General features: G+C 44.2%; 17 protein-coding genes and 1 pseudogene. 11 read left to right on the top strand and 7 right to left on the bottom strand.

Annotation, left to right across the window (positions count from 1 at the left end):
* Nucleotides 1–41 precede the first annotated feature (41 nt).
* Complete coding sequence (locus ACP7AA_RS11035) at nucleotides 42–710, bottom strand: hypothetical protein (protein WP_426223584.1); 669 nt, start codon at nucleotides 708–710, stop codon at nucleotides 42–44.
* Nucleotides 711–1,017: 307 nt separating this feature from the next.
* On the opposite strand from ACP7AA_RS11035, the gene dapC reads away from it, so the two are divergent.
* From dapC to ACP7AA_RS11065, 6 genes are all read left to right on the top strand, one after another.
* A complete protein-coding gene (dapC, locus tag ACP7AA_RS11040; RefSeq protein ID WP_426223585.1) occupies nucleotides 1,018–2,274 on the top strand; it encodes a succinyldiaminopimelate transaminase in 1,257 nt (418 codons plus the stop codon).
* A 263-nt stretch (nucleotides 2,275–2,537) separates the two neighbouring features.
* Nucleotides 2,538–4,622, top strand: a complete 2,085-nt coding sequence (locus ACP7AA_RS11045; protein WP_426223586.1) for a DUF294 nucleotidyltransferase-like domain-containing protein — start codon at nucleotides 2,538–2,540, stop codon at nucleotides 4,620–4,622.
* Between the two features lie 79 nt (nucleotides 4,623–4,701).
* On the top strand, nucleotides 4,702–5,307 hold the full coding sequence (locus ACP7AA_RS11050) for a 3'-5' exonuclease (RefSeq protein ID WP_426223587.1): 606 nt from the start codon (nucleotides 4,702–4,704) through the stop codon (nucleotides 5,305–5,307).
* A gap of 208 nt (nucleotides 5,308–5,515) precedes the next feature.
* Nucleotides 5,516–7,606: a D-alanyl-D-alanine carboxypeptidase/D-alanyl-D-alanine-endopeptidase gene (locus ACP7AA_RS11055; protein WP_426223588.1), complete on the top strand. Its 2,091-nt coding sequence runs from the start codon at nucleotides 5,516–5,518 to the stop codon at nucleotides 7,604–7,606.
* Between the two features lie 79 nt (nucleotides 7,607–7,685).
* Nucleotides 7,686–8,216: an ABZJ_00895 family protein gene (locus tag ACP7AA_RS11060; RefSeq protein WP_426223589.1), complete on the top strand. Its 531-nt coding sequence runs from the start codon at nucleotides 7,686–7,688 to the stop codon at nucleotides 8,214–8,216.
* A 175-nt stretch (nucleotides 8,217–8,391) separates the two neighbouring features.
* Entirely contained in the window at nucleotides 8,392–8,940 is a 549-nt protein-coding gene (locus tag ACP7AA_RS11065; RefSeq protein ID WP_201562124.1) for a DUF421 domain-containing protein, read from the top strand.
* 153 nt (nucleotides 8,941–9,093) lie between these two features.
* Here ACP7AA_RS11065 and ACP7AA_RS11070 read toward each other — a convergent pair whose 3' ends face one another.
* Nucleotides 9,094–9,540, bottom strand: a complete 447-nt coding sequence (locus tag ACP7AA_RS11070) for a DUF2147 domain-containing protein (RefSeq protein WP_426223590.1) — start codon at nucleotides 9,538–9,540, stop codon at nucleotides 9,094–9,096.
* Between the two features lie 325 nt (nucleotides 9,541–9,865).
* Here ACP7AA_RS11070 and rlmH point away from each other — a divergent pair, with 325 nt between their 5' ends.
* Nucleotides 9,866–10,354 carry a 23S rRNA (pseudouridine(1915)-N(3))-methyltransferase RlmH gene (gene rlmH / locus ACP7AA_RS11075; protein WP_201624147.1) on the top strand — a complete coding sequence of 163 codons (489 nt, stop codon included), beginning with the start codon at nucleotides 9,866–9,868 and terminating at the stop codon, nucleotides 10,352–10,354.
* Nucleotides 10,355–10,496: 142 nt separating this feature from the next.
* On the top strand, nucleotides 10,497–11,417 hold the full coding sequence (locus ACP7AA_RS11080; protein ID WP_426223591.1) for a DODA-type extradiol aromatic ring-opening family dioxygenase: 921 nt from the start codon (nucleotides 10,497–10,499) through the stop codon (nucleotides 11,415–11,417).
* Between the two features lie 64 nt (nucleotides 11,418–11,481).
* On the opposite strand, the gene ACP7AA_RS11085 is transcribed toward ACP7AA_RS11080, so the two are convergent.
* The 3 genes from ACP7AA_RS11085 to ACP7AA_RS11095 all read right to left on the bottom strand — a co-directional run bounded on the left by ACP7AA_RS11085 (nucleotide 11,482) and on the right by ACP7AA_RS11095 (nucleotide 16,757).
* A complete protein-coding gene (locus ACP7AA_RS11085; RefSeq protein WP_426223592.1) occupies nucleotides 11,482–12,975 on the bottom strand; it encodes an amidase in 1,494 nt (497 codons plus the stop codon).
* Between the two features lie 124 nt (nucleotides 12,976–13,099).
* Nucleotides 13,100–13,381, bottom strand: coding sequence for a hypothetical protein (locus tag ACP7AA_RS11090; protein WP_201580932.1), 282 nt, complete (start codon nucleotides 13,379–13,381; stop codon nucleotides 13,100–13,102).
* A gap of 97 nt (nucleotides 13,382–13,478) precedes the next feature.
* Nucleotides 13,479–16,757, bottom strand: a complete 3,279-nt coding sequence (locus ACP7AA_RS11095; RefSeq protein ID WP_426223593.1) for a DNA translocase FtsK — start codon at nucleotides 16,755–16,757, stop codon at nucleotides 13,479–13,481.
* 621 nt (nucleotides 16,758–17,378) lie between these two features.
* Here ACP7AA_RS11095 and trxB point away from each other — a divergent pair.
* The 3 genes from trxB (at nucleotide 17,379) to ACP7AA_RS11110 (ending at nucleotide 19,845) form a co-directional block, all read left to right on the top strand.
* A complete protein-coding gene (gene trxB / locus ACP7AA_RS11100; protein ID WP_426223594.1) occupies nucleotides 17,379–18,401 on the top strand; it encodes a thioredoxin-disulfide reductase in 1,023 nt (340 codons plus the stop codon).
* Nucleotides 18,402–19,244, top strand: coding sequence for a leucyl/phenylalanyl-tRNA--protein transferase (gene aat / locus ACP7AA_RS11105; RefSeq protein WP_426223595.1), 843 nt, complete (start codon nucleotides 18,402–18,404; stop codon nucleotides 19,242–19,244).
* 163 nt (nucleotides 19,245–19,407) lie between these two features.
* A complete protein-coding gene (locus ACP7AA_RS11110; protein ID WP_201562140.1) occupies nucleotides 19,408–19,845 on the top strand; it encodes a MerR family transcriptional regulator in 438 nt (145 codons plus the stop codon).
* 64 nt (nucleotides 19,846–19,909) lie between these two features.
* On the opposite strand, the gene rimI is transcribed toward ACP7AA_RS11110, so the two are convergent.
* Both rimI and tuf read right to left on the bottom strand, forming a co-directional pair.
* Nucleotides 19,910–20,398, bottom strand: a complete 489-nt coding sequence (gene rimI, locus ACP7AA_RS11115) for a ribosomal protein S18-alanine N-acetyltransferase (RefSeq protein ID WP_426223596.1) — start codon at nucleotides 20,396–20,398, stop codon at nucleotides 19,910–19,912.
* A 199-nt stretch (nucleotides 20,399–20,597) separates the two neighbouring features.
* Nucleotides 20,598–20,897 (bottom strand): annotated as a pseudogene (gene tuf / locus ACP7AA_RS11120) (elongation factor Tu); the annotation flags it as partial.

Here is a 20,897-nt window from a genome sequence, read left to right on the forward strand (position 1 = left end):
TTGGCCAAATATCTATAAGCTCCTTATATTAAACGCATACTTTATAACACGCTTTTATAGACCATCTCGCTTGCCAATTCTTTGAGCTCCTCATCGGCAAGCTCCAACGGCAAAATCTCAGCTTCTAGCTGCTGTTGCCCAAGTATCAAGCGCCCAGCCTCCACTTCTTTTTGTAATAAGCGCTGCAAGCTTGCCAAACGAAACTTACCATCGTAATATTCATAGATTTGCCGTAAAGAAATCGGCGCCTTAGCATGGACATCACGATATAGGCTGTCTGCGGCCAAAATCGTCATCTCATTGAGCAATTCTTCGCGCAATACATCGGCTTGATTGATTTTGCTTTGTAAATGATTGGCAAATCGACCTTTAAAATAAAGCATCCCGATAAAAATCAGCGTCTGTATGGCAAATAAGCCAATATACTGCCATAAAGGCAGCGAAATATCTAACAGCTTGCTTAGCAGCATCAGTACCATCGCCACAATAACATAGCTGACCAATTGCCAAAGCAGCCACATCATAAAGCTATTATCGCCAAACCAAAACATCTGCCTTTCTTTTAACAACGTCAGCTGCTGCCGCGCTTGCCACCAGACATGCTCGCGTTGTTCTAATTGCGCGTACAGCTCGGCACGCTGATTCCCATCGAAATCTTTGTCATTGATATCTTTAGCGCTGCGCTCATCAGTTTGTAAAACACTAGACATATCAAAGTATCCTTAAAATAATCTGTCGTTGCTGCGGACAGTTATTTTTTGCTTGGTTAATAAGTTACACCTGCTCAATCTTATCGATGCTTAATAGCTTGATGAAAATTGGCTAGACTCAAAATTCATTGTCATTACTCGTTTTTTTTCAAAAAGCACCTATCTAAATCGCTTGAAGAGGTTACTTTTGATGGACAATGATAAGCATGAGAAGAAAAAGACAAAAAATAAGAGAAGTGCTACACTGCTCAAATGTAATTTTTCTTTATAACTTTATTATTAATTGTCCATTATAGTTAGCCTACTTATGAATCACAACTTAACGACCCTGCATCCTTACCCGTTCGCTAAGATGGCGACTTTACTTGCCAACAGTACGCCAGCCCATAACCACAGTGAAATTAAGCTGGGTATTGGCGAGCCAAAACATGAGCCACCCGCCTTTGTGTTGGACGTACTACGCGAAAACTTGGACAAAATAGGCCAATATCCAACCACTAACGGGCTGTTCGAGCTGCGCCAAACCATCGCCCATTGGCTAGAGAAGCGCTTCTTTTTAAATCATCTCGATCCTCATAGCCAAGTATTACCAGTCATGGGCACGCGCGAGGCGATTTTTAGCTTGGTGCAAGCGGTAATTGACCATACACCAACCGAGTTATCCGAAGGCATTTCTAATCAGCCAGCCAGTAAAAAAACGCCGGAATCTGCGCAACCACCCACGGTTGTGATGCCCAATCCGTTTTATCAGATATACGAGGGCGCGGCGATACTGGCGCAAGCGACGCCGTACTTTATGCCTTGCACCATTGATAATGATTTTAAAGGTAACTACCGCGCCGTACCAAAAGACGTCTGGACGCGCACGCAGTTATTGTTTGTCTGTAGTCCGAACAATCCAACTGGCTCAGTGATGACCATGGACGATTGGGAGTACCTATTGCGTTTATCGGACCAATACGGTTTTATCATTGCCAGTGACGAGTGTTATAGCGAGCTGTATTTTGATAGCGCGCCAATTGGTCTATTGCAAGCTTGCGCAGCACTCGGTCGTCATGACTTTAAAAATTGCGTGGTATTTCACTCTTTATCTAAGCGTTCAAACTTGCCCGGTCTACGCTCAGGCTTTGTAGCGGGTGATGCCAATATTTTGCAGCCTTATGTGCAATATCGCACTTATCAAGGCTGCGCGATGCCGATACCGCATCAGCTCGCCTCTATCGCCGCTTGGGAAGATGAAAAGCACGTGGCGCATAATCGGGCGCTCTATCAAGAAAAATTTGCCTTATGGATGTCGGAGCTCGGCGAATTACTTGATTTACGCATGCCAGAAGCAGGTTTTTACTTCTGGATAAAAGTACCTGAGCAGTTTGATGGCGATGACGAAATCTTTGTCAAAGCCTTGTACGAGCAAGCAAATATTCACGCGCTGGCTGGGCGTTACTTGTCACGCGAGGTCAATGGGGAAAATCCAGGACAAGGTTATGTACGCATTGCCTTGGTTGCCAGCGTTGAAGAAAGCCGCGAAGCCATCAGTCGCATTCGTCAATTGCTTGCTGCTTAAAAGCTCATATTAAAAACAAGCTTAAAAGCTTGTTGAAAGACAATTTAAGCGCTAGAACCACTGATAATTATTACCATACTACCAAGAAACCGCCAATAACCACAATATTATCATGGTTATTGGCGGTTTCTTGCTATGCTGTTTATCAAACAATGCTATAGTAAAAATAACGCGTCTCAGTTTCTCTATTTATTTAGTATCAGGAAAACTGTAAAACCTTTCTTATTAAATTTTTTGTTAAATATGCCATCAAGGATGATGCCATGCCCCATCTTGATTTTACCCAGCCGCCCTTTGATGTACTAAGCGCGGCTGAACGCCAAAGTATCAAAAAAAATACCCAAATTCGTTATCTTGCTAAAGATGAGTACTTGCCTGCCGACGATTTGCAATACTTTTATGTGGTACTCAAAGGACAAATCGAGCAGCTGCTTAATGGTGAGTTTGTCGCGTCCTATTTAGGCAGCAATCATACCGACCATCTGAATAGCAACGATTGGTTTGACAGTCGGCGGCTACCAAAATCACTTATAGAAGGTGATTTGCCAGAAAGCAGCGAGCCAACTAACGCCCTCCTTAGCAGTGCTGAACCTACAAGTAAAAACCCGATATCGCCCTACGATTTTCGAGCTATCGAAGACACGCTGCTGTTACAAGTCAATGGCGCAACTATTGACAAAATAAGTGCGCAAAATCATCTGGTGCGTCAATTACTATCAGAAGATTTACCTGAACGGCTAAAAGCATTGCAGCAGCGGCGTAGCAGCCAGAGTTTAAGTACCGCTAGCTACCATGGCTATAATGAGCAGCAAGAAGTGCAGCAGATTATGATGCAGCCGGTGATTGATGTCCGCTTATTGCCGGTGCATATCATTGACGCCACCAGCAGCCTATACGACGCTGCCCATATCATGACTAAGGAGGGGCTTAAGCATGTGTTGGTGCGACCGCTTGACCAATTAAGCCAAAGTAAAACACAAGCACACACACAAACATTAGATAATGATTTAGATAGCGATTTAAATAGTAACTTAGACAGTGATAATGGCCGTTTGCAAACTCCTGAGGCTTACTCTGGTCGTACGTTAGGCATTTTGACCGATACCGATATCTGCCGCGCGGTGAGCGACCAGCAAAATCCGACGACAACCCCTTGCCAGCGTTATGCGAGCTTCAATTTGCGTACTATCGATGCTCATGATGAGATTGGCGATGCGCTATTGACCATGACGCGCTACCGTATCCATAGGCTGCCGGTGATTGACGCTAATGGTGAAGTCGCAGGTGTACTTGGGCAAAGCGATATGCTCGCCCATATTGGTCATCATTCGCAGCTGATTAGTATTCAGATTGAAAAAGCAAAAGACTTGCCAAGCTTAGATACGGCAGTTGAGCTTATTGGGCGCTATATTCGTGCGCAGCATCAAAATGGGGTAAAAATCGGTAACGTCAGCCGCATGGTACAAACGCTTAACGCGCAAGTTTTTACCAAGCTGTGGCAACTTATCGTACCTGATGAAGTAATGAAAAATACTTGCGTTATCGTCATGGGTTCAGAGGGTCGCGGCGAGCAAATCATGCGTACCGACCAAGATAATGCGCTGATTATCCGTGATGGGTATAATCACCCTGATTTGGCCCAGTTCGCTGAAACCTTTAACAATCATTTAGCCGCATTGGGTTATCCGCTTTGCGATGGCAATATCATGATGACCAATCCAATGTGGCGGCAGCCGCTTAAGCAGTTTGAAGCGCAGATTGGCTTATGGTTTAGAAATACCGACCCGATACACAGTATTTATTTATCGGCAATATTAGATGGCGAGTATGTCTGCGGCGATGAGTCGCTGCTGACCCATGTCCGAGAACATTTAAAAATCGCCCACCGCCAATCAGACCTGATGTTTGTACGTCAGTTCGCCCGAGCTGCTCTACAATTTGGCGATGTCGGTCAATGGTGGCAAAAGTTTGTGCCGTTACTTAGCGGCAAACCTAGCTCTTATGATATTGACCTTAAAAAAGCCGGTATTTTTCCGTTGGTACATGGTATTCGTACTTTGGCATTAGAAAACGATATTTTTGATGCGCCTAGTAGTAAAGGACGCTTAAAAGCCTTGGTGCAAGCGCGTGCCTTGACCCAACAGCGCGCTGATACCTTGCTTGAGGCGTTAGAGTTTTTTATGGCGCAGCGTTTGTCCGTTGCCCTATTGACAGATGATAAGTATGCGCGGCACGTCGATCCGACAACTATATCTGCCCTTGAGCGAGATTTATTAAAAGAGTGTTTGGCAGTGGTCAAGAGTTTTAAAGGTCAGCTCAGTCGTCATTACCAGCTGGAATTTGGTTAGTAGTATGCCATGATTAATCAGGACCATTCAATCAGCACCATTCAGTCAGCCAGTAAACAAAAAAGGGAGCAAAAATAAAATGAGTTGGCTAAAACAATTATCTTCTCATTGGCAAAAGACACATTTGCAGCGCCCTGAGCTGGCATCGATGTTTGATAAACCTTTGGCTAATGAATGGGTCGCGATTGACTGCGAGATGACGGGTCTTAATCCAAAAAAGCATCACTTGCTGTCTGTCGCCGCCATTCATATTAATGGCAATAGCATCGATACGGGCAATGGTCTGCATCTGGTTTGCCGGCCGCCTGTCATGCCTGACCGTGACACCATTGTGATTCATGGCTTGCGTACCGCTGATGTCGAGCACGGCATGAGCTATGATGAAATGCTCGCTTTGCTGCTGCCCTTTATCGATAATCGACCGATAGTTGGGTTTTGCACACAGATAGATACGGGATTTTTGAATCCTTTGGTTAAGCGCTATATGGGCACGACATTGCCTAACAATATCATTGATGTACGATTGTTATACAGTCGGCGCATGGGCAATCTTGCTCAGGGCGATCCCAACCAATCGCAGCATTTGACCAAGATTTTAGCGCATTATGAGATTCCTGAGCTTGGCATTCATGATGCTTATAATGATGCCATCATGACTGCAATGGCGTTTTTGCATATGCGTTAAAATTGATGGCTGACAATTAATAAGCCCTTAGAAAAAAATATTCAGCACTATTATTTATAATTTTCCACTCAAAAATTTTTAAACCATTACCTTTAAGCCTGTTTACAAGTTTTAGCCGGACGCTGCATTTATGCAAAGGCTGTACCTACGCGAAAATAGCAACTCATGTTACCATAGGGTGTTTTTGCCACCTGATGATAGACTGCTCATGCTACCCACTTCTAAAACTAATAATCGCCCTACCGCCTTTGCTAAATTAGCGCCTTTTTCTAAGCAACCATATACGCTACATAAGCCTGCTCACTACCTAGCATCGCTGACCTTATTTGCGAGTGTTTTGCTGACGCCGCTATGTGCGCAAGCGGCTTTACCAGAAGCGATTCAGACAGCGCTTACGCGCGCAAACTTAAATGCGACCGATATTAGTATTGTCATCACCCCAGTCGGTGATAAAACTGCGAGCCGCTTACCTGCGCCTATTCAGGTGATTGATAGCCCTAAAGCCGCTAATCAGCCTGAATCGCTAACTACATATAGTGCTGCCGCAGAGCCTAACGGCATCCAAAAACAAACGACTCAAAATAGTAATACTAATGCTAAAGAAGTAACGGTGTATCAAAGCCCGTTGATTACTATCGAGAAGCAGACGATTAAGCAACACGAAAAACAACTCCATGCTTATACCGATGACCCTTATACTTATCAAAGTTTAGAAAGTACTCCATCGCTACTGCCAGATGATGGACAATCAGTACCTTCCGCGCCTAATCAGAATAGTGAAAATAATGGCAGTAACGTTACGACTAACAATATTAAAATCTCTTTCTCACCGTTATTAAGCTATCAAGCCGATATTGCACGTACGCCTGCCAGCACCATGAAACTGGTGCCAAGTTTTATTGCTTTAGATACGTTGGGCGCTGACTTTGTCTGGCATACCCGCGTTTATCATACGGGTATTATTGTTGGCGATAAGCTCTATGGCGACTTGATTATTCAAGGTAGTGGCGATCCGAAAATGACCCACGAACGTCTGCAACAGCTGCTTTATAAAGTACAAACAGCTGGTATTCGCCATATCAACGGCGATATCATTGTCGATAGCGCAATCTTTAAAAATGTGACAAAAAACCCTGCTGCCTTTGATAACTCACCGCTACGACCTTATAACGCTAGCCCTGATGGTTTTTTGGTTAACTTTAGCAGTATCGGTATCCAAAGCTATCCACTAGACAACACGCGCGCACAGCTGACCTATACGCCGCAATTGGCAAGCTATCAATTGCCTAGCATGATAAATATACGCTCAGCTGCCTGCGGTCAAGCGCGATATAGCCTAGCGCCGCAGTGGCAACCGACCCAGCTGACGCTCAATGCCAATCTGCCCGATAGCTGCGGTGAGCATGCTTTTTATGTCGCCTACCCTGATGCCAAAGATTTCGCCGCACGCGTCATTGCTTCTAAATGGCAGACGCTTGGCAATAAATTAACTGGTAAAGTCATCAGCCAAGAAGCGCCTTACCTTTCTAATAAAAATACTAAAGAGGCAAAATCGCCACGCGGTCTGGCCGCTATTGCGATATCGCCGTTACCTATTGTCAGTTATCCCTCTTTAAACCTTACTCAGCAGATTTATGATATCAATCACTTCTCTAATAATGTGATGACTGAGCAAGTGGCACTCTCTATTGGCGCTTATGATAAAGCCGGTATTAATAGCACTAGCATTAATAAAGCTGGCAGCGATAAAGTCAACGCTGATAAAGCGGGCGTTAATAAAGTAGACGTTAACCAAGAAAGCACTGATACGGATAAAGTCATTCATCAGCAAGCAACAAGCCTATATCAATTTGGTCAGCCACCAGCGACCAATTATTCACAAGCGCTACAAGCGATTAATCATTGGTGGCAAACCAAGCTCACTAGCCCGCCACCTCATTTAACCAATGGCTCAGGGCTCTGCCGTGACTGCACCATCAGTGCCGAAAATTTAAGTGAGCTATTAACCTACGCTTATGAGCAACCAAACTTTGATGCTTACGTGAGCTCATTAGGTATCGCTGGCGTCAGTGGTACGATTAGCGCCCATAGCGAGCGCTTGCCTGAGTCGCAAGCCATCGGTCGCGCTTGGATAAAAACCGGCACGTTAAATAACGTCACCTCGATGGCAGGCTATGTTAAAGGCCTATCTGGACAGGATTATGTAGTGGTCGGATTGATTAATAGCGACCAAGCGCTCAACGCTTATACTGCCAGACCCGTATTAGATGCGATGCTTGATTGGACGGCGCAGCATTGATAATGGAGTATTAGCTGCTATTTTTTTAGCGCTATTTGTTTAAAAAAACCTATGCTCACCCCTTTATAAAGGTCATTTTATGTCACGTAAACCAACGCAGCTTAGCAAGTCTCCCAGTAGCTCAGGAGCTAGTCAGTCGGGAAGCAAGACACTGCTATCAAACCCAAAAGCCACTCAACCTAAGATGGCGCAATATGTTGGTTTTTTTGCCGTTGGTTATATACTTGCCAGCGCCATATTTATGATGATTCAAACCAAACTTGCCTTAAACTCGCAATTGGTCACAGTCATCTCTATCGTCATCGGCGCTTATATTGCCGTGCATAAATTTATCAAACATCAACAGCGCGCGCTAGATAGAGGCGAGATTAACCGCTTAATGTTCGGCGGCGTTGCAGTGGTTTGGCTACTGACGATTATTTATTTCTTGGGCATCTGGTTTTTCTTATTTGATGCGGTGAGCCGTGAAGTGTTGATGGAGATGAGCATGCAGCAGCCACTACCACTGCTTTCAGCATTAGTCATGATATTGGTGCTGAGCTTGGTCAGTGCGCGCATTAGCATTTGGGCCGTCAATCGCTTACTTGACCCTAAGCGCAAAACCATTTAATTATTATTGAAATACTTAGCACTTTTAAATAGCCAATAACTTTACCTATTTATCACTATCCAAGCGCATACAAAGTTTTTGTCCTATGCATGAGTAAATTACGGTACGCTGTTTCTATAAGGTTTCATGTTAAGTAGTATTTAAGTGACATAAATAATCAATAGGAGCTCAAGCAATGGACATGCTTTTTTTCGATAATATAGACAAGCTCGGACGTATCGTGCTGACGGCGGTAACGGTTTACGTTTTGATTGTCATCATCACTAAAGTCTCTGGAAAACGCTCCACTTCGCAGCTTAATAACTTTGATTGGATTGTCACCGTGATGATTGGCTCACTCGGTGCCAGCACTATTTTACTCAAAGACATTCCGCTTATCGAAGGTATCTCTTCTATCTTGGTGCTGTATGTCATGCAGTTTTTGGTCACCAAATACGCCTCTATTTCACCGCAATTTAGCAGCTTTATTTTATCCGAGCCGCGCATTGTCTTTTATCAGGGGCAGTTTTTACCCGATGCGATGCGTGCTGAGCGCTTGACCCGTCAAGAGCTTGAATGTGCCATGCGTTCTGAAGGGGTGAATAGCTTCGATGATGTCGAGGCGATCGTTTTTGAATCGGATGCTCAGCTGACCATTATTCCAAAACCTACCTCTTCTGATAACAATGACAATCATCAAAGTGAAGAAAATACGGTATCAGAAACCATCGCCCCGCTTATGTAAAATAATTGGCAAAAGTTAAAGATTGATAAAAGCTAAAACATAAAAAAGGATAGCCGCTATAAACCGACTATCCTTTTCTTTTAACTTCAATGATTACTAACCGCTATAATCGTTATTTATCAATACAACCTTAGCGCGGACCTAGTTCGGAAACTACTTAATGCGCTGCCACGTTTGCGAGCGACCAAAGACTGGGGTACCGACAAAGCCGCGGAGTTTTAAGCTTTGACCATTATCACTTAGGGTCAATTTGCCAGAATAGGTTTTACCGGATTCAGGGTCAACTAGCTTGCCATCACTCCATTGGTTATTACCATCCGCTTTTAAGCCTGAGAGTATCTGTAAGCCTTCAACCGGTTTGTTTTTTAGGCTACCAGGACATTTGGTACAAAGCGCATCCGCCTTTTCTTTATTCAGCACTTTAATGATTTTTCCTGACACTTTACCGCCGCTTTCTGTTAACTGAATAACGGCCTTTTTTTCACCGGTTTTATCATCGATGGTTTGCCATTGCGTGCCATTTAACGAAACAGCAAACACAGAAGTAGAGAGCAGCGCGCCTGCGCTAAGGACAACTAGACTTGATATAGTACGTTTCATGAACGACTCCTTTCGTTTAAAAAAATGTTTCAAACTATCTTTTGGTTTATCATAAAGACCTCACAGTGTTGCTCGTTATTTTATGACTGGTTTTATAGCTTGGGTCATTACTTGTTCATTTACTTTATTGCTTTTAACGTTCTGCCACTATTTTTATAGCGCAGAGTTTAATAATGATAAGCAAAAATCAGCAAAATAAAGAACAACTGTTTGTCGAATGCTAGTAAAGCACAAAATTATGCGTTGTAAAAGGTCTGTTTGTTACAATAACTTAAGCGCAGAATTCTTTTGTTACATTTACTCAATTATCAAAGTGGTATGTATTATGAAAGTAAGAATATTGACCGTCGGTAATAAAATGCCCAAGTGGGTACAAACCGGTTTTGATGAATACTTCAAACGTATTCAGCCGATGCTTAGCACCGAAATCGTAGAAATTGCGGCGGCAAAACGTGCCAAAAATCCGTCAGATGCCAATTTGGCGCAATACCGTGAGCAAGAGGGTCAGGCGATATTAGCCGCCCATGCGGCAGGAGGGCGTGAGCAACTATGGGTGCTGGATGTCAAAGGTAAAATGCTCTCTACCGAACAGTTGGCCGATAAATTGGCCGATGGTATGCAGCAAGGCGATGATATTGCCCTAGTCATCGGCGGTGCTGACGGCGTATCGCCAGAAGTATTGGCAAAAGCCGATGTAAAATGGTCGTTATCCGCGCTGACCCTACCGCATCCGCTGGTGCGTGTGGTGCTAATGGAGCAGCTTTATCGGGCGATGAGTATCAATCACAACCACCCTTATCATCGCGGTAATTAAAAGTAGTAATTAAAAACTCGCAAAAATTGGTTGATATAAAAGAGTAGCTACTTGATTGAGAGAGTGCTTGATCGAAAGAATGCTAGACAAACTCAATGGCAAAAGAGATTGAAAAACAGGCGCGCGCCCTAATACATGCTACATGAAACATCCTAAACCTGCAGTACCTAAAGCATTCAGCGCTCATACGCAAGCTGATGACAAACGCCAACATCTAACGAACTCAAAGCCGACGCCTATCACGGCAGCGGCTGCTTGGGCAGATGCACCTGCGATATCGCGGGCAGCGACAGTATCGAAGCGACCAAAATTGCCCGCGCTATTTATCTCGCATGGGGCGCCAACGCTTGCAATCGAGCAGTCAGCGACAACTAGCGCGCTAGCACGCATTGGGCAAAATTTACCTAAGCCACGCGCTATTATCATTATGTCGGCGCATTGGCAGTCGGCTAAGCTTGAAATCAGCAGTAATCCACAACCAAAAACTTGGCATGATTTTTCAGGCTTTACGCCTGAGCTGTATGATTTGCAATACCCTGCCGCCGGACAACCAGCGCTTGCTGAAACTTTAGCTCAGCAGTTGACGGCGCGCGGTATCACCTGCCGCGTAAACCCTTTACGTGTTAGTGACCATGGGGTCTGGGCACCGCTTTTGCATCTGTATCCAGAAGCTGATATCCCTATCGTGCAAATATCGCTACCACGGGATTATGACAGTGTCGCTTGTTATCAATTGGGCGCGCAACTGGCGCAATTGCGGGATGAGCAAATCCTTTTGATTGGTTCAGGAAGTATCACCCATAATTTGCAAGCACTACGCTGGCAAGCAGAAAGTATCGATAAAACCGCTAGAGACTTTAAAGTTTGGCTATTACAACAGCTCAAAACAGACATTCCGAGCGCCCTAGACTGGCAGCAGTATCCTAATTATCAGAATGTACATCCAAGCGATGAGCACCTACTGCCCCTATTCTTTGCTTTAGGTGCGGGTCAACGCGTCTCTGTGGTACACCAAAGCATGGCGCACCATAGCTTGGGTATGGATATTTATCGTTTTGATTAAGCTGTCTTAATCAAAACGCTTTTTATAAAATACATTTATTAGAAATCATTTCGAGTATATAAGACTATTTCTCAAAGGCAGGTTTGGTAAATAATCCCGCGCGCTCCATTTCGCCAGCAATACTAAATAGTGTCGTTTCATCATTCATACGCCCAATCAGCTGCATACCAATTGGCAAGCCTTTTTTACTCATCCCAACAGGCAATGACATCGCCGGCAGCCCTGTAACATTACCTAATAAAGTAAAGGCCATTTTACCGAGTACGGGTGAGCTGAGTTTTTCAATCACGCCTGAGCTAAAGGCATATTTGCCCATATCAATGCCTTTATTTAGCAATCCGGCACTACGCATGAGTATCTCATCCATACGGCTTGGCGGTAGTACGCCATGTTTAACAGCAGGGGTCGGTACGGTTGGGCACAAAATCATATCGTAAGTTTCAAGCAATAAACCGGTTTGATATTGACTATGATGCCAGCCATGCTTAGCATGCGCCAAATCAACGGCGGATAATGAGCGTCCGAGCATCGCCATATTATAGGTTTGTGGCTCAAGGTTTTGGATATGCTGGGCGCCATAACAACGCTCGACATAATCGATGGTAAAGGCAGTATGGGCGCAGACTACCACTAAAAAATCATGCCAAAACTGCTCAATATTAATATTAGGCTCAGCCGGTATCACGCGATGTCCCATGGCTTCTAGCTGCTTAGCGGTCTGCTCTAATACAGCGAGTACCTCTTTATCAACCACCGTATTAGCCACCAATGGCTGTTGATGCAAGGCGATGGTTAATTGCCGTGGTGCGCGCATCGCTGCTTGCAAAAACGTGCCATCGGGCGGGGCAATGATAAAAGGCGCACCGATTTCCGCACCGCTAGTCGCATCTAGCATCGCTGCGCTATCACGTACAGAGCGCGTAATTACATGGTCAGCGACCGCCCCTTCCCAGCCTTCACCAATGGCTGGACCCATCGGATTACGACCACGGCTAGGTTTGAGTCCAAACGCGCCGCACCATGCAGCAGGAAAGCGTATTGAACCGCCGCCATCACCCGCGCCTGCCATCGGTACGATACCACTTGCCACAGCCGCCGCACTACCGCCCGATGAACCACCAGAGCTATAGCCTTTTTTAAACGGATTATGGGTGGCGCCATGCGCTTTTGGTTCAGTGGTGATAATCAAACCAAACTCAGGCGTATTGGTTTTACCAAAAGTATTTACGCCGCTGGCTTTCATGCGTTTAACGATTTCACTGTCATCATCAGGCACGATGTTGACGCTACGGCTACCCATGGTAATTGGCTCATCCGCAAAATAAAAGGATAAGTCTTTGAGTAAATAAGGCACGCCATTAAATACGCCTGCTGGTAAGCCTTTTTGCGCCGCCGCATAAGCGCGCTCATCAAAACGATGGATAATAGCGTTTAATTTAGGATTAAGCTGATTGGCTTGCTCAACTGCCGCATCGAGCAATTCTTTGGCGCTGACTTCACCTGCATTGACCAATGCTGCCAGCGCTATCGCATCATATTGGGTATATTCTTTAAACATAACTGACCTTCCTTGGTTTATAAGTATTGAGTTAAGTTAAACTAATATAGTGTTGTTTTCTTAGTAATGTCTACTCATAAAAAAAGCCAAACAGTTATGTTTGACTTTTCTGTTTTTGAAAGCTTTATTTTAGTTCAAACTGAACAAACCTATTCCATTCTTCAATCGCATTATTTATTGATTTTTGATGGTTTTTAATTCCACGGTTCTGTTCCTCAACAAAGTCGTTAATACAACTTTGATACTTATTGACATCATCCACAAATCGATTGTATTGAGCCTCAGATGTAAAGTTATAGGGTTTACTAGGCTTAGAACAGTACATATGCTTTTGAAACGTATCAGCAAGCGTAATGTTGGAAATACCTAAAGTTGCAACTATAATAGTAAATACTATCTTTTTCATAAAACCTCCCTATATATTGAGCAGATGCAATTATTACTCTTTATATTTATTCTAATATAGATAACCAACGATAACTACTTTTAAGCTCAACATTTATCTACATTAACAGTTCACGCTTACCACTTTTACCCATAGAACTGACCAAGCCAGCCTCTTCCATTGAGTCAACGATACGCGCAGCGCGGTTGTAGCCGATACTAAATTTACGCTGAATACTAGACGCTGATACTTTGCGTGTCTCCATGATAAATGCCACGGCATCATTATAAAGGTCGTCGTCTTCGCCAGAAGCATTGGCCGCACTAGCACCACCGCCAGGACTCATTAATTCAAAATTACCCGCCATATTATCGATATAATCGGGCGCACCGCGTTCACGCCACGCATCACAGACACGGTTGACCTCTTCGTCGCTGACATACGCGCCATGCACACGGTCAGGCTCAATTTGCCCTGGTCCTAAAAACAGCATATCGCCATTACCAAGCATATCTTCTGCACCGCCGCTGTCTAGAATAGTCCGCGAATCTACTTTTGAGTTCACCCGTAACGCTGCACGCACCGGAATATTGGCTTTAATCAGACCAGTAATGACATCGACCGACGGACGCTGGGTGGCAAGCATTAAATGAATCCCTGCTGCCCGCGATTTTTGTGCAAGACGAGTGATAAGCTCTTCAGCTTGCTTACCCACCTGCATAATCATATCGGCAAACTCATCGGCGACAATGACAATCATCGGCAAGGTTTTTAGCTTTGGTGCTTGGCTAATACTAACGCTATCATTGGGACGCCATAAGGGATCTAGCATTGGATTGCCCGATTTTTCAGCTGCGATAACTTTTTTATTAAACTCGTTAAGTTTACGCACCTTTAATAAGCTCATCAACTGATAACGGCGCTCCATCTCTGCCACGCACCATGACAAGGCACTGGCGGCTTCGGTCATATCAGTGACGACTGGCGTTAGCAAATGCGGAATATCGTTGTAGTTGGCAAGCTCAAGCTGCTTTGGATCAATCAAAATAAGGCGCAGCTCATTCGGCGTATATTTTAGCAGCATCGACAGTAGCATCGAGTTGACCAAGACCGATTTACCAGAGCCTGTGGTACCAGCGACCAACATATGCGGCGCACGAGCAAGGTCAGTAATAATCGGATTACCGCCGATGTCTTTACCCATCGCCATACTGATTTGGGCTTTAGGGTCGTTAAATTTCTCCGTATTTAACAGCTCAATCAAACGTACCATTTCGCGCTGCTTGTTTGGTACTTCAATACCAATATACGGCTTACCCGGAATAACCTCGACCACACGCAAGGACGCCATCGATAACGAACGCGCCAAATCGCGTGAAATACCCGTCACTTTACTGGCTTTTACCCCAGCAGCAAGCTCTACTTCAAAGCGCGTTACTACAGGACCTGGAATCGCATTAACCACAGCAGCCTTGACATTAAACTCTTGCAATTTGATTTCTAATAGCTCGGACAACTGTTCAAGCTCAGCCAATGTATAGCTCGGCTTACGGTCAGGATCTGGCTTATCTAAAATAGAAATCTCAGGGATAGGTGTAAGGCTACTGCGATAGGCAGCCGTTTGCATCGAGCGTGATTTTTGACTGAAGGCGGCATCATCGCTAATATGCGGCATCACAGGCAGGTCAGTGTCGTCAGCTCGACTGTCATCTTCTGGCATCATGTCAGCAATATGATTGCTGCTATCGCCTTCTGGCACCGCAAAGCTTACCGTAGGTTTAGTGGCGGTGACCGGCGAAGCATGTGTTTGTGCAACGCTAGCTGTCGCTGCAGTGCCCGCTGTTTCTATAATACCAGTTGCTGTAAGACCAGTTGCTGCTGTCGGCGCGAGTTTAGGATTGGCAGGCGGCGTATTGGTCGGTGTCATATCAGTAACTTTAGCAACGTCACTAATCGTGTCGACTGGCGCAGCAAACTCTACTGCCGATGTACTGACTGTTTCAGGCTTAGCTAAAGGCTCAGTATCATAAGAAGAATCGGGTTGATCGATAGACCAACTTTCAGAGAGGTCATCTATTGAGTCATCAACCACATTATTTAATGAATTAACATTTAATGAATGATCAGCTTTCTGTTCCTTTAGCACTGTATCAAACGAGGTGTCTAATACCGGCGCTTCAATCAAGGTTTTATCTTCTTCTAACTCAGGCGCGACTGGAACTGCCGCATGTTCTTCTAGCCAAGCATCAACTAAGCTATCAACTGCTGAGCTATCGACTGCTAAACTATCAACGCTTTCTGTCATTTCATCTTGATCAGCAGCATCATAAACAAACGTATCCTGCCCAGCAATGGCCTCACTTGCCAACAAATCATCGACCGTATCGGCATCATTCCAAGCAAAACTTGGTTCAACTTTGCGCGCAGGCGCCATCACAGGATTTGCGGTAGGCGCTGACACTTGCTGTTGGTTAACACGATTAAAACTGCTTGCATTAGCTGAAGCCGTTTGTAGTTGCTCATCCTGCGCTGTGCTGCTGGTTGCAGTTTGTGCCACTGCTGCAGCGGCTGACATGGATGCTTTGACGCTAGCACCTAGACCCGATGTCGCTAAAAAATCTTTCAACACATTATTAAAACGACCACTTTTATCGGCTGTTTGAGCATGATTTGCAGGGTCAGTAGCTGGCAAATCTAATGGTAACTGCTCAAAGGCTGCCGCCGCTTTTTCATCGCTCACACTTGCATCATTTTGCTGTTGTTCAGACGCTGTCTGCGCGGCTTGTCTATTATCGCGTTTATTATCATTATCTTGGAGCGCAGCATCACGCCATGACCATGTCTTAATTTTTTGATAAATCGCCAGCCAATGAATATTAAAGGCAAAAGTGGCGGTAATTATCACAAATACCGTTAAAAAGGTCACACTGCCCCACTGCGATAAGAGCTGTGCCAAACGTGCTTGTAGCTCAAGGCCAATAATACCACCAGCAACGCCTTTAAGGCCGGACACCATTGGATCTGCCACTTGCTGTACTAGCGCTACCAATTGCGCAAACAAGGCACTGGCACTTAAGAGCAAAAACACATAGGCAACTAAGCGTAATAACCAAAACGTTGGTTTGTTATCCCACCAAATCAGCACCGACTCATAAACCAAAAACGCCAGCAGCCACCAAGCTCCAAAACCAAAGAAGCTATAGAGCAAATCAGACAGCCAAGCGCCCATCTCGCCGCCCATATTATTCACGGCAGTCATATCACTACTGATGTGCGACCAGCTCGGATCATTACCGGTATAAGTCATCAAAATGACGAATAAATAAACCGCCAGTATTAACCCAAGCAGGGTAAATATGCCCTTTTTTAAATACTCAATAAGTGGTGCTGATATCACGTAAGATCTGCCTTGTTGTTAATACTCGTTATTAATATTAAATGGTCGCCAGTTTATGAATAAAGCTAGTTATGCTTATTATGCTCAAATGGTTTTATGCTGATAAGTGACAATATACCAATATAAGTAAATCACTTACTCTAGCTACTACTACCCTTGCATAACTTCTTATAATAACAAATACATAGGCGTAGTGGCGACAGTGTTATCAAGAAAGAGGGTAAGAAAATAAATCTATCAGTGGTTTAGCAAAAAATGCGCTCATTAACCGAACATTCGCCACACCTTTGCGTAATAAATGGCTGAGCGCTAAAAGAAATACGATTATTTTTAGGCATCGTTTTTTAATTCAGTATTTTTAGATGCCATATTTTCAGGCCTATTTTTCAAGCTTATGATGCTTTGATTCTAATGATACCCATATTCGTTTTAGCAAACTTGCACTTTTTGCTATCTGCCCTTATGTTATTATCACATAGCAATGAGAAAAACCATATTCATCGCTACTTTTAGCGACTATCTTTTATAATATTTGTCGTTTATATGACGCACTTTTATCATTCTACTTTTTATATTTTTCATTCTAATCGTTTTCATTTTGATAGCTAGCAAGGAAATTTTATGGCAACTGATATCACGGCTCCGCGCCACGAAAAACTCATTATTTTAGGCTCAGGCCCTGCCGGTTACGCCGCTGCCGTTTATGCAGCACGCGCCAACCTAAAGCCTGTTATGGTCACGGGCTTAGAGGTTGGCGGGCAGCTAACCACGACTACTGAAGTCGATAACTGGCCAGGCGATGCCCATGATTTGACCGGTCCTGCGCTTATGGATCGTATGAAAGCCCATGCCGAGCGCTTTGGTACCGAACTGGTCTACGACCATATCAATGAAGTCAATTTGAATGAGCGTCCTTTTACGCTAATCGGTAATAACGGTAGCTATACTTGTGATGCCTTGATTATCTCAACAGGTGCTTCTGCGCAGTATTTAGGCTTAGAGTCAGAAAACAAATTCCGTGGCCTTGGCGTATCAGCTTGTGCCACCTGCGATGGTTTCTTTTATAAAAACCAAAAAGTAGCAGTTGTTGGTGGTGGTAATACCGCCGTTGAAGAGGCTTTATACTTATCAAACATCGCCTCTGAAGTGACGCTAGTCCATCGCCGCGACAGCTTGCGCTCTGAGAAAATCCTACAAGATAAGCTGTTTGAAAAGGTTAAAAACGGTAACATCAAAATCGAATGGAACCATAAAGTTCGCGAAGTCGTCGGCGATGATATGGGCGTCAACGGTTTGATTATCGAATCGATGCTTGATGGTAGCACCAAGCAATTAGACGTATTTGGTATGTTTGTCGCCATTGGGCATAAGCCAAATACAGACTTGTTCAAAGGCCAGTTAGAAATGAAAGATGGCTACTTAATCGTTAATAGCGGTCTAAATGGCAATGCCACCCAAACCAGTATCGAGGGCGTATTTGCCGCGGGTGACGTCGCCGACCACGTTTATCGTCAAGCCATTACTTCGGCGGGTACTGGCTGTATGGCAGCGCTTGATGCCGAAAAATATTTGGACGCTATGGGTGAGACAGTCGCTCGTGACCACACTTATGCTTCCACATTGACTGAAGATAAAGAAGCATAAATGAGCGATTTTGCTAAAGATAACGACCGCATTGATATTAATATTAATGCGGCTGCTATAGCGCCTGAAAACTTTCGTCAATACATAAAAAGTCTTGGGCGTTATAATTTTCCCGATCCTGCGATGGTGGACCCTGATGGCATCGGTATCGTTGCTGTCGGTGGAGATTTATCACCGGAAACGCTAATTTCAGCTTATGCGCAAGGATTATTTCCATGGTTTAATGAAGATGACCCTATCGCTTGGTGGTGCCCTGAGCCGCGCTGTGTCATGGTTCCAAAGGATTATAAACCGAGTAAATCACTACGCAAACAAGCGAATCGCAGTCGTTGGCAGTTGACCCTCAATCAAGCGTTCGATGACGTTATTCATGCTTGTAGTCTACCGCGTAGCGACGGTAACAATGACACGCTGCCCGAGGGCGAACATACTTGGATTCATAGCGAGATGATTGACGCCTATACCGAGCTGCATGCTCAAGGCTTTGCGCATAGCATTGAAGTATGGGATGATCAGCAGCAGTTGATTGGCGGTTTATATGGCTTAAAGATAGGCGGTATTTACTTTGGTGAATCGATGTTTCATATTGCATCGAACGCGTCAAAGCTCGCCTTTTGGGGCTTGATGCGTTTATGTGCCCAAAGCAAAGTCGAATTGGTAGACTGTCAGTTGCCAAATGAGCATCTGCTGAGCTTGGGCGCTGAAACCTTGCCGCGTGCTGAATTTTTAGCGCAGTTAGATACCCTTATTGGCAGCCGTTCAGTTAAATGGCAAAAGGGCTCGCATCAACCTCTAGCCGTATCATTACTTGATAAACTACAGCCGTGGCAATTAAAAATATAACGCAAATTAACAAGGCAAATAGCTTGGTTTAGATAGTGAGCGTATTTATTGCTTTCCAATATAACTTTAAACAAGCTATCTTTAAACAAACATAGCTTTAAACAACGCATCCAATCATCATTTATACAATAAGTAAGTTAAATATTTTACTTACGAGGTTAGCATGGCACCTGATACCGCATTTTTATTGATTGGTACACTGGCGACCGAGGCCAATACCACCAAAGATACCATTCGTCATTACGACCAACTGGGGCTACTAAAATCTCGCAAACGCCAAGCAGGGTCACGGCTTTATACCGAGTTTCATCCAGAGTGCGTTGAACGTATTGAGCTGATTAAAAGCGCCCAAGCCATCGGTTTTACGCTGACTGAAATCAAAGATAGCCTTAATGATTATTATGATGGCCAGCTCGATATTGATTTGCAGCTAAGTCTTACCCAGCAGAAACTTGCCCAAGTAAAAAAGCAGCAAGCGACCATTGGCTTAATGATAGAGATGTTGGCTGAACGCATTGAGGTTCTTGAGCGCATGAAAGCAGACAGTGACTATAAGCTCAATGTTGAAATCTGTAAAAAGAAAATACCCTCACAACCCTAGTCAAATGACCGGCAAACATATTAACTTTATCTTCAAGCAGAATCATCAGCGTTAATTATAACTATTAAACATAAACGCGCTGCATAATTAACGCATCAACTGCTGGCTGATGTGGTACTTGATAATAATCTTTACGCGTATGAATCACGGCAAACGCTTGCTGCTCATACAAAGCAATCGCAGGTGCATTATCTGCCCGCACCTCTAATAATAAGCTCTCTACCTGATTGCTCATTAACTCTTTATTTAATTGTGCAAAAATTTGCGAGGCGATACCCTGACGCTGATAGTCAGGATGGGTGCCGATACGCAATATTTCTGCTTGCTCAAAAATAACTTGATAGAGGCAGTAGCCAATTACTTTATTATTATCGGCTTTATCTTCTTGTTCATAAACCATCAGCATATGCATACTGTCTTGCGCAAGCATCTCAACTAGCGTCTGATACATCCATGCGTCGTGTGGCTGTACTAGCAATTCGATATTTGCCACGGCTTCAATCGTTTGTTGCCGCTTTGCTGTATTGGTTGCTAGCTTCTCGATAATAAACACAGCTTTTCCTTTTATTATTTTATTCAAGTTTACTTAAACTCAGTTACATCTATTTTATCTTAAATATTTATCATTAATTTTTAAACACCTACTTTCAAGATAAAGCGCCCACAAAAAAAGCCACCCTTTATTTAAGGATGGCTTTTTTCTTACTGCTTAACGTGATCAGATTGCTCTGATAGCGTTAGTGCTTTAATGCTTAGCTAAGTACGTTAGCAACAACACCAGCGCCTACAGTACGGCCGCCTTCACGAATAGCGAAACGTAGACCTTTGTCCATAGCGATTGGGTGGATAAGCTCTACGCCCATCTCAACGTTATCACCAGGCATGACCATTTCAGTACCGTCTTGTAATTGGATTGCGCCAGTTACGTCAGTGGTACGGAAGTAGAACTGTGGACGATAGCCGTTTAGGAATGGTGTGTGACGACCACCCTCTTCTTTGCTCAACACGTATACTTCAGCGTCAAACTTGGTGTGAGGGGTGATTGAACCTGG

The sequence above is a fragment of the Psychrobacter sp. DWR1-2-3 genome (assembly GCF_049896465.1).
GTDB classification, from domain to species: domain Bacteria; phylum Pseudomonadota; class Gammaproteobacteria; order Pseudomonadales; family Moraxellaceae; genus Psychrobacter; species Psychrobacter maritimus.

Bases quoted from the DNA above. Each gene is read 5' to 3' on its own strand.
- ACP7AA_RS11035 (WP_426223584.1), bottom strand. From the start codon at position 710: ATGTCTAGTGTTTTACAAACTGATGAGCGCAGCGCTAAAGATATCAAT.
- dapC (WP_426223585.1), top strand. From the start codon at position 1,018: ATGAATCACAACTTAACGACCCTGCATCCTTACCCGTTCGCTAAGATG.
- ACP7AA_RS11045 (WP_426223586.1), top strand. From the start codon at position 2,538: ATGCCCCATCTTGATTTTACCCAGCCGCCCTTTGATGTACTAAGCGCG.
- ACP7AA_RS11050 (WP_426223587.1), top strand. From the start codon at position 4,702: ATGAGTTGGCTAAAACAATTATCTTCTCATTGGCAAAAGACACATTTG.
- ACP7AA_RS11055 (WP_426223588.1), top strand. From the start codon at position 5,516: ATGCTACCCACTTCTAAAACTAATAATCGCCCTACCGCCTTTGCTAAA.
- ACP7AA_RS11060 (WP_426223589.1), top strand. From the start codon at position 7,686: ATGTCACGTAAACCAACGCAGCTTAGCAAGTCTCCCAGTAGCTCAGGA.
- ACP7AA_RS11065 (WP_201562124.1), top strand. From the start codon at position 8,392: ATGGACATGCTTTTTTTCGATAATATAGACAAGCTCGGACGTATCGTG.
- ACP7AA_RS11070 (WP_426223590.1), bottom strand. From the start codon at position 9,540: ATGAAACGTACTATATCAAGTCTAGTTGTCCTTAGCGCAGGCGCGCTG.
- rlmH (WP_201624147.1), top strand. From the start codon at position 9,866: ATGAAAGTAAGAATATTGACCGTCGGTAATAAAATGCCCAAGTGGGTA.
- ACP7AA_RS11080 (WP_426223591.1), top strand. From the start codon at position 10,497: ATGAAACATCCTAAACCTGCAGTACCTAAAGCATTCAGCGCTCATACG.
- ACP7AA_RS11085 (WP_426223592.1), bottom strand. From the start codon at position 12,975: ATGTTTAAAGAATATACCCAATATGATGCGATAGCGCTGGCAGCATTG.
- ACP7AA_RS11090 (WP_201580932.1), bottom strand. From the start codon at position 13,381: ATGAAAAAGATAGTATTTACTATTATAGTTGCAACTTTAGGTATTTCC.
- trxB (WP_426223594.1), top strand. From the start codon at position 17,379: ATGGCAACTGATATCACGGCTCCGCGCCACGAAAAACTCATTATTTTA.
- aat (WP_426223595.1), top strand. From the start codon at position 18,402: ATGAGCGATTTTGCTAAAGATAACGACCGCATTGATATTAATATTAAT.
- ACP7AA_RS11110 (WP_201562140.1), top strand. From the start codon at position 19,408: ATGGCACCTGATACCGCATTTTTATTGATTGGTACACTGGCGACCGAG.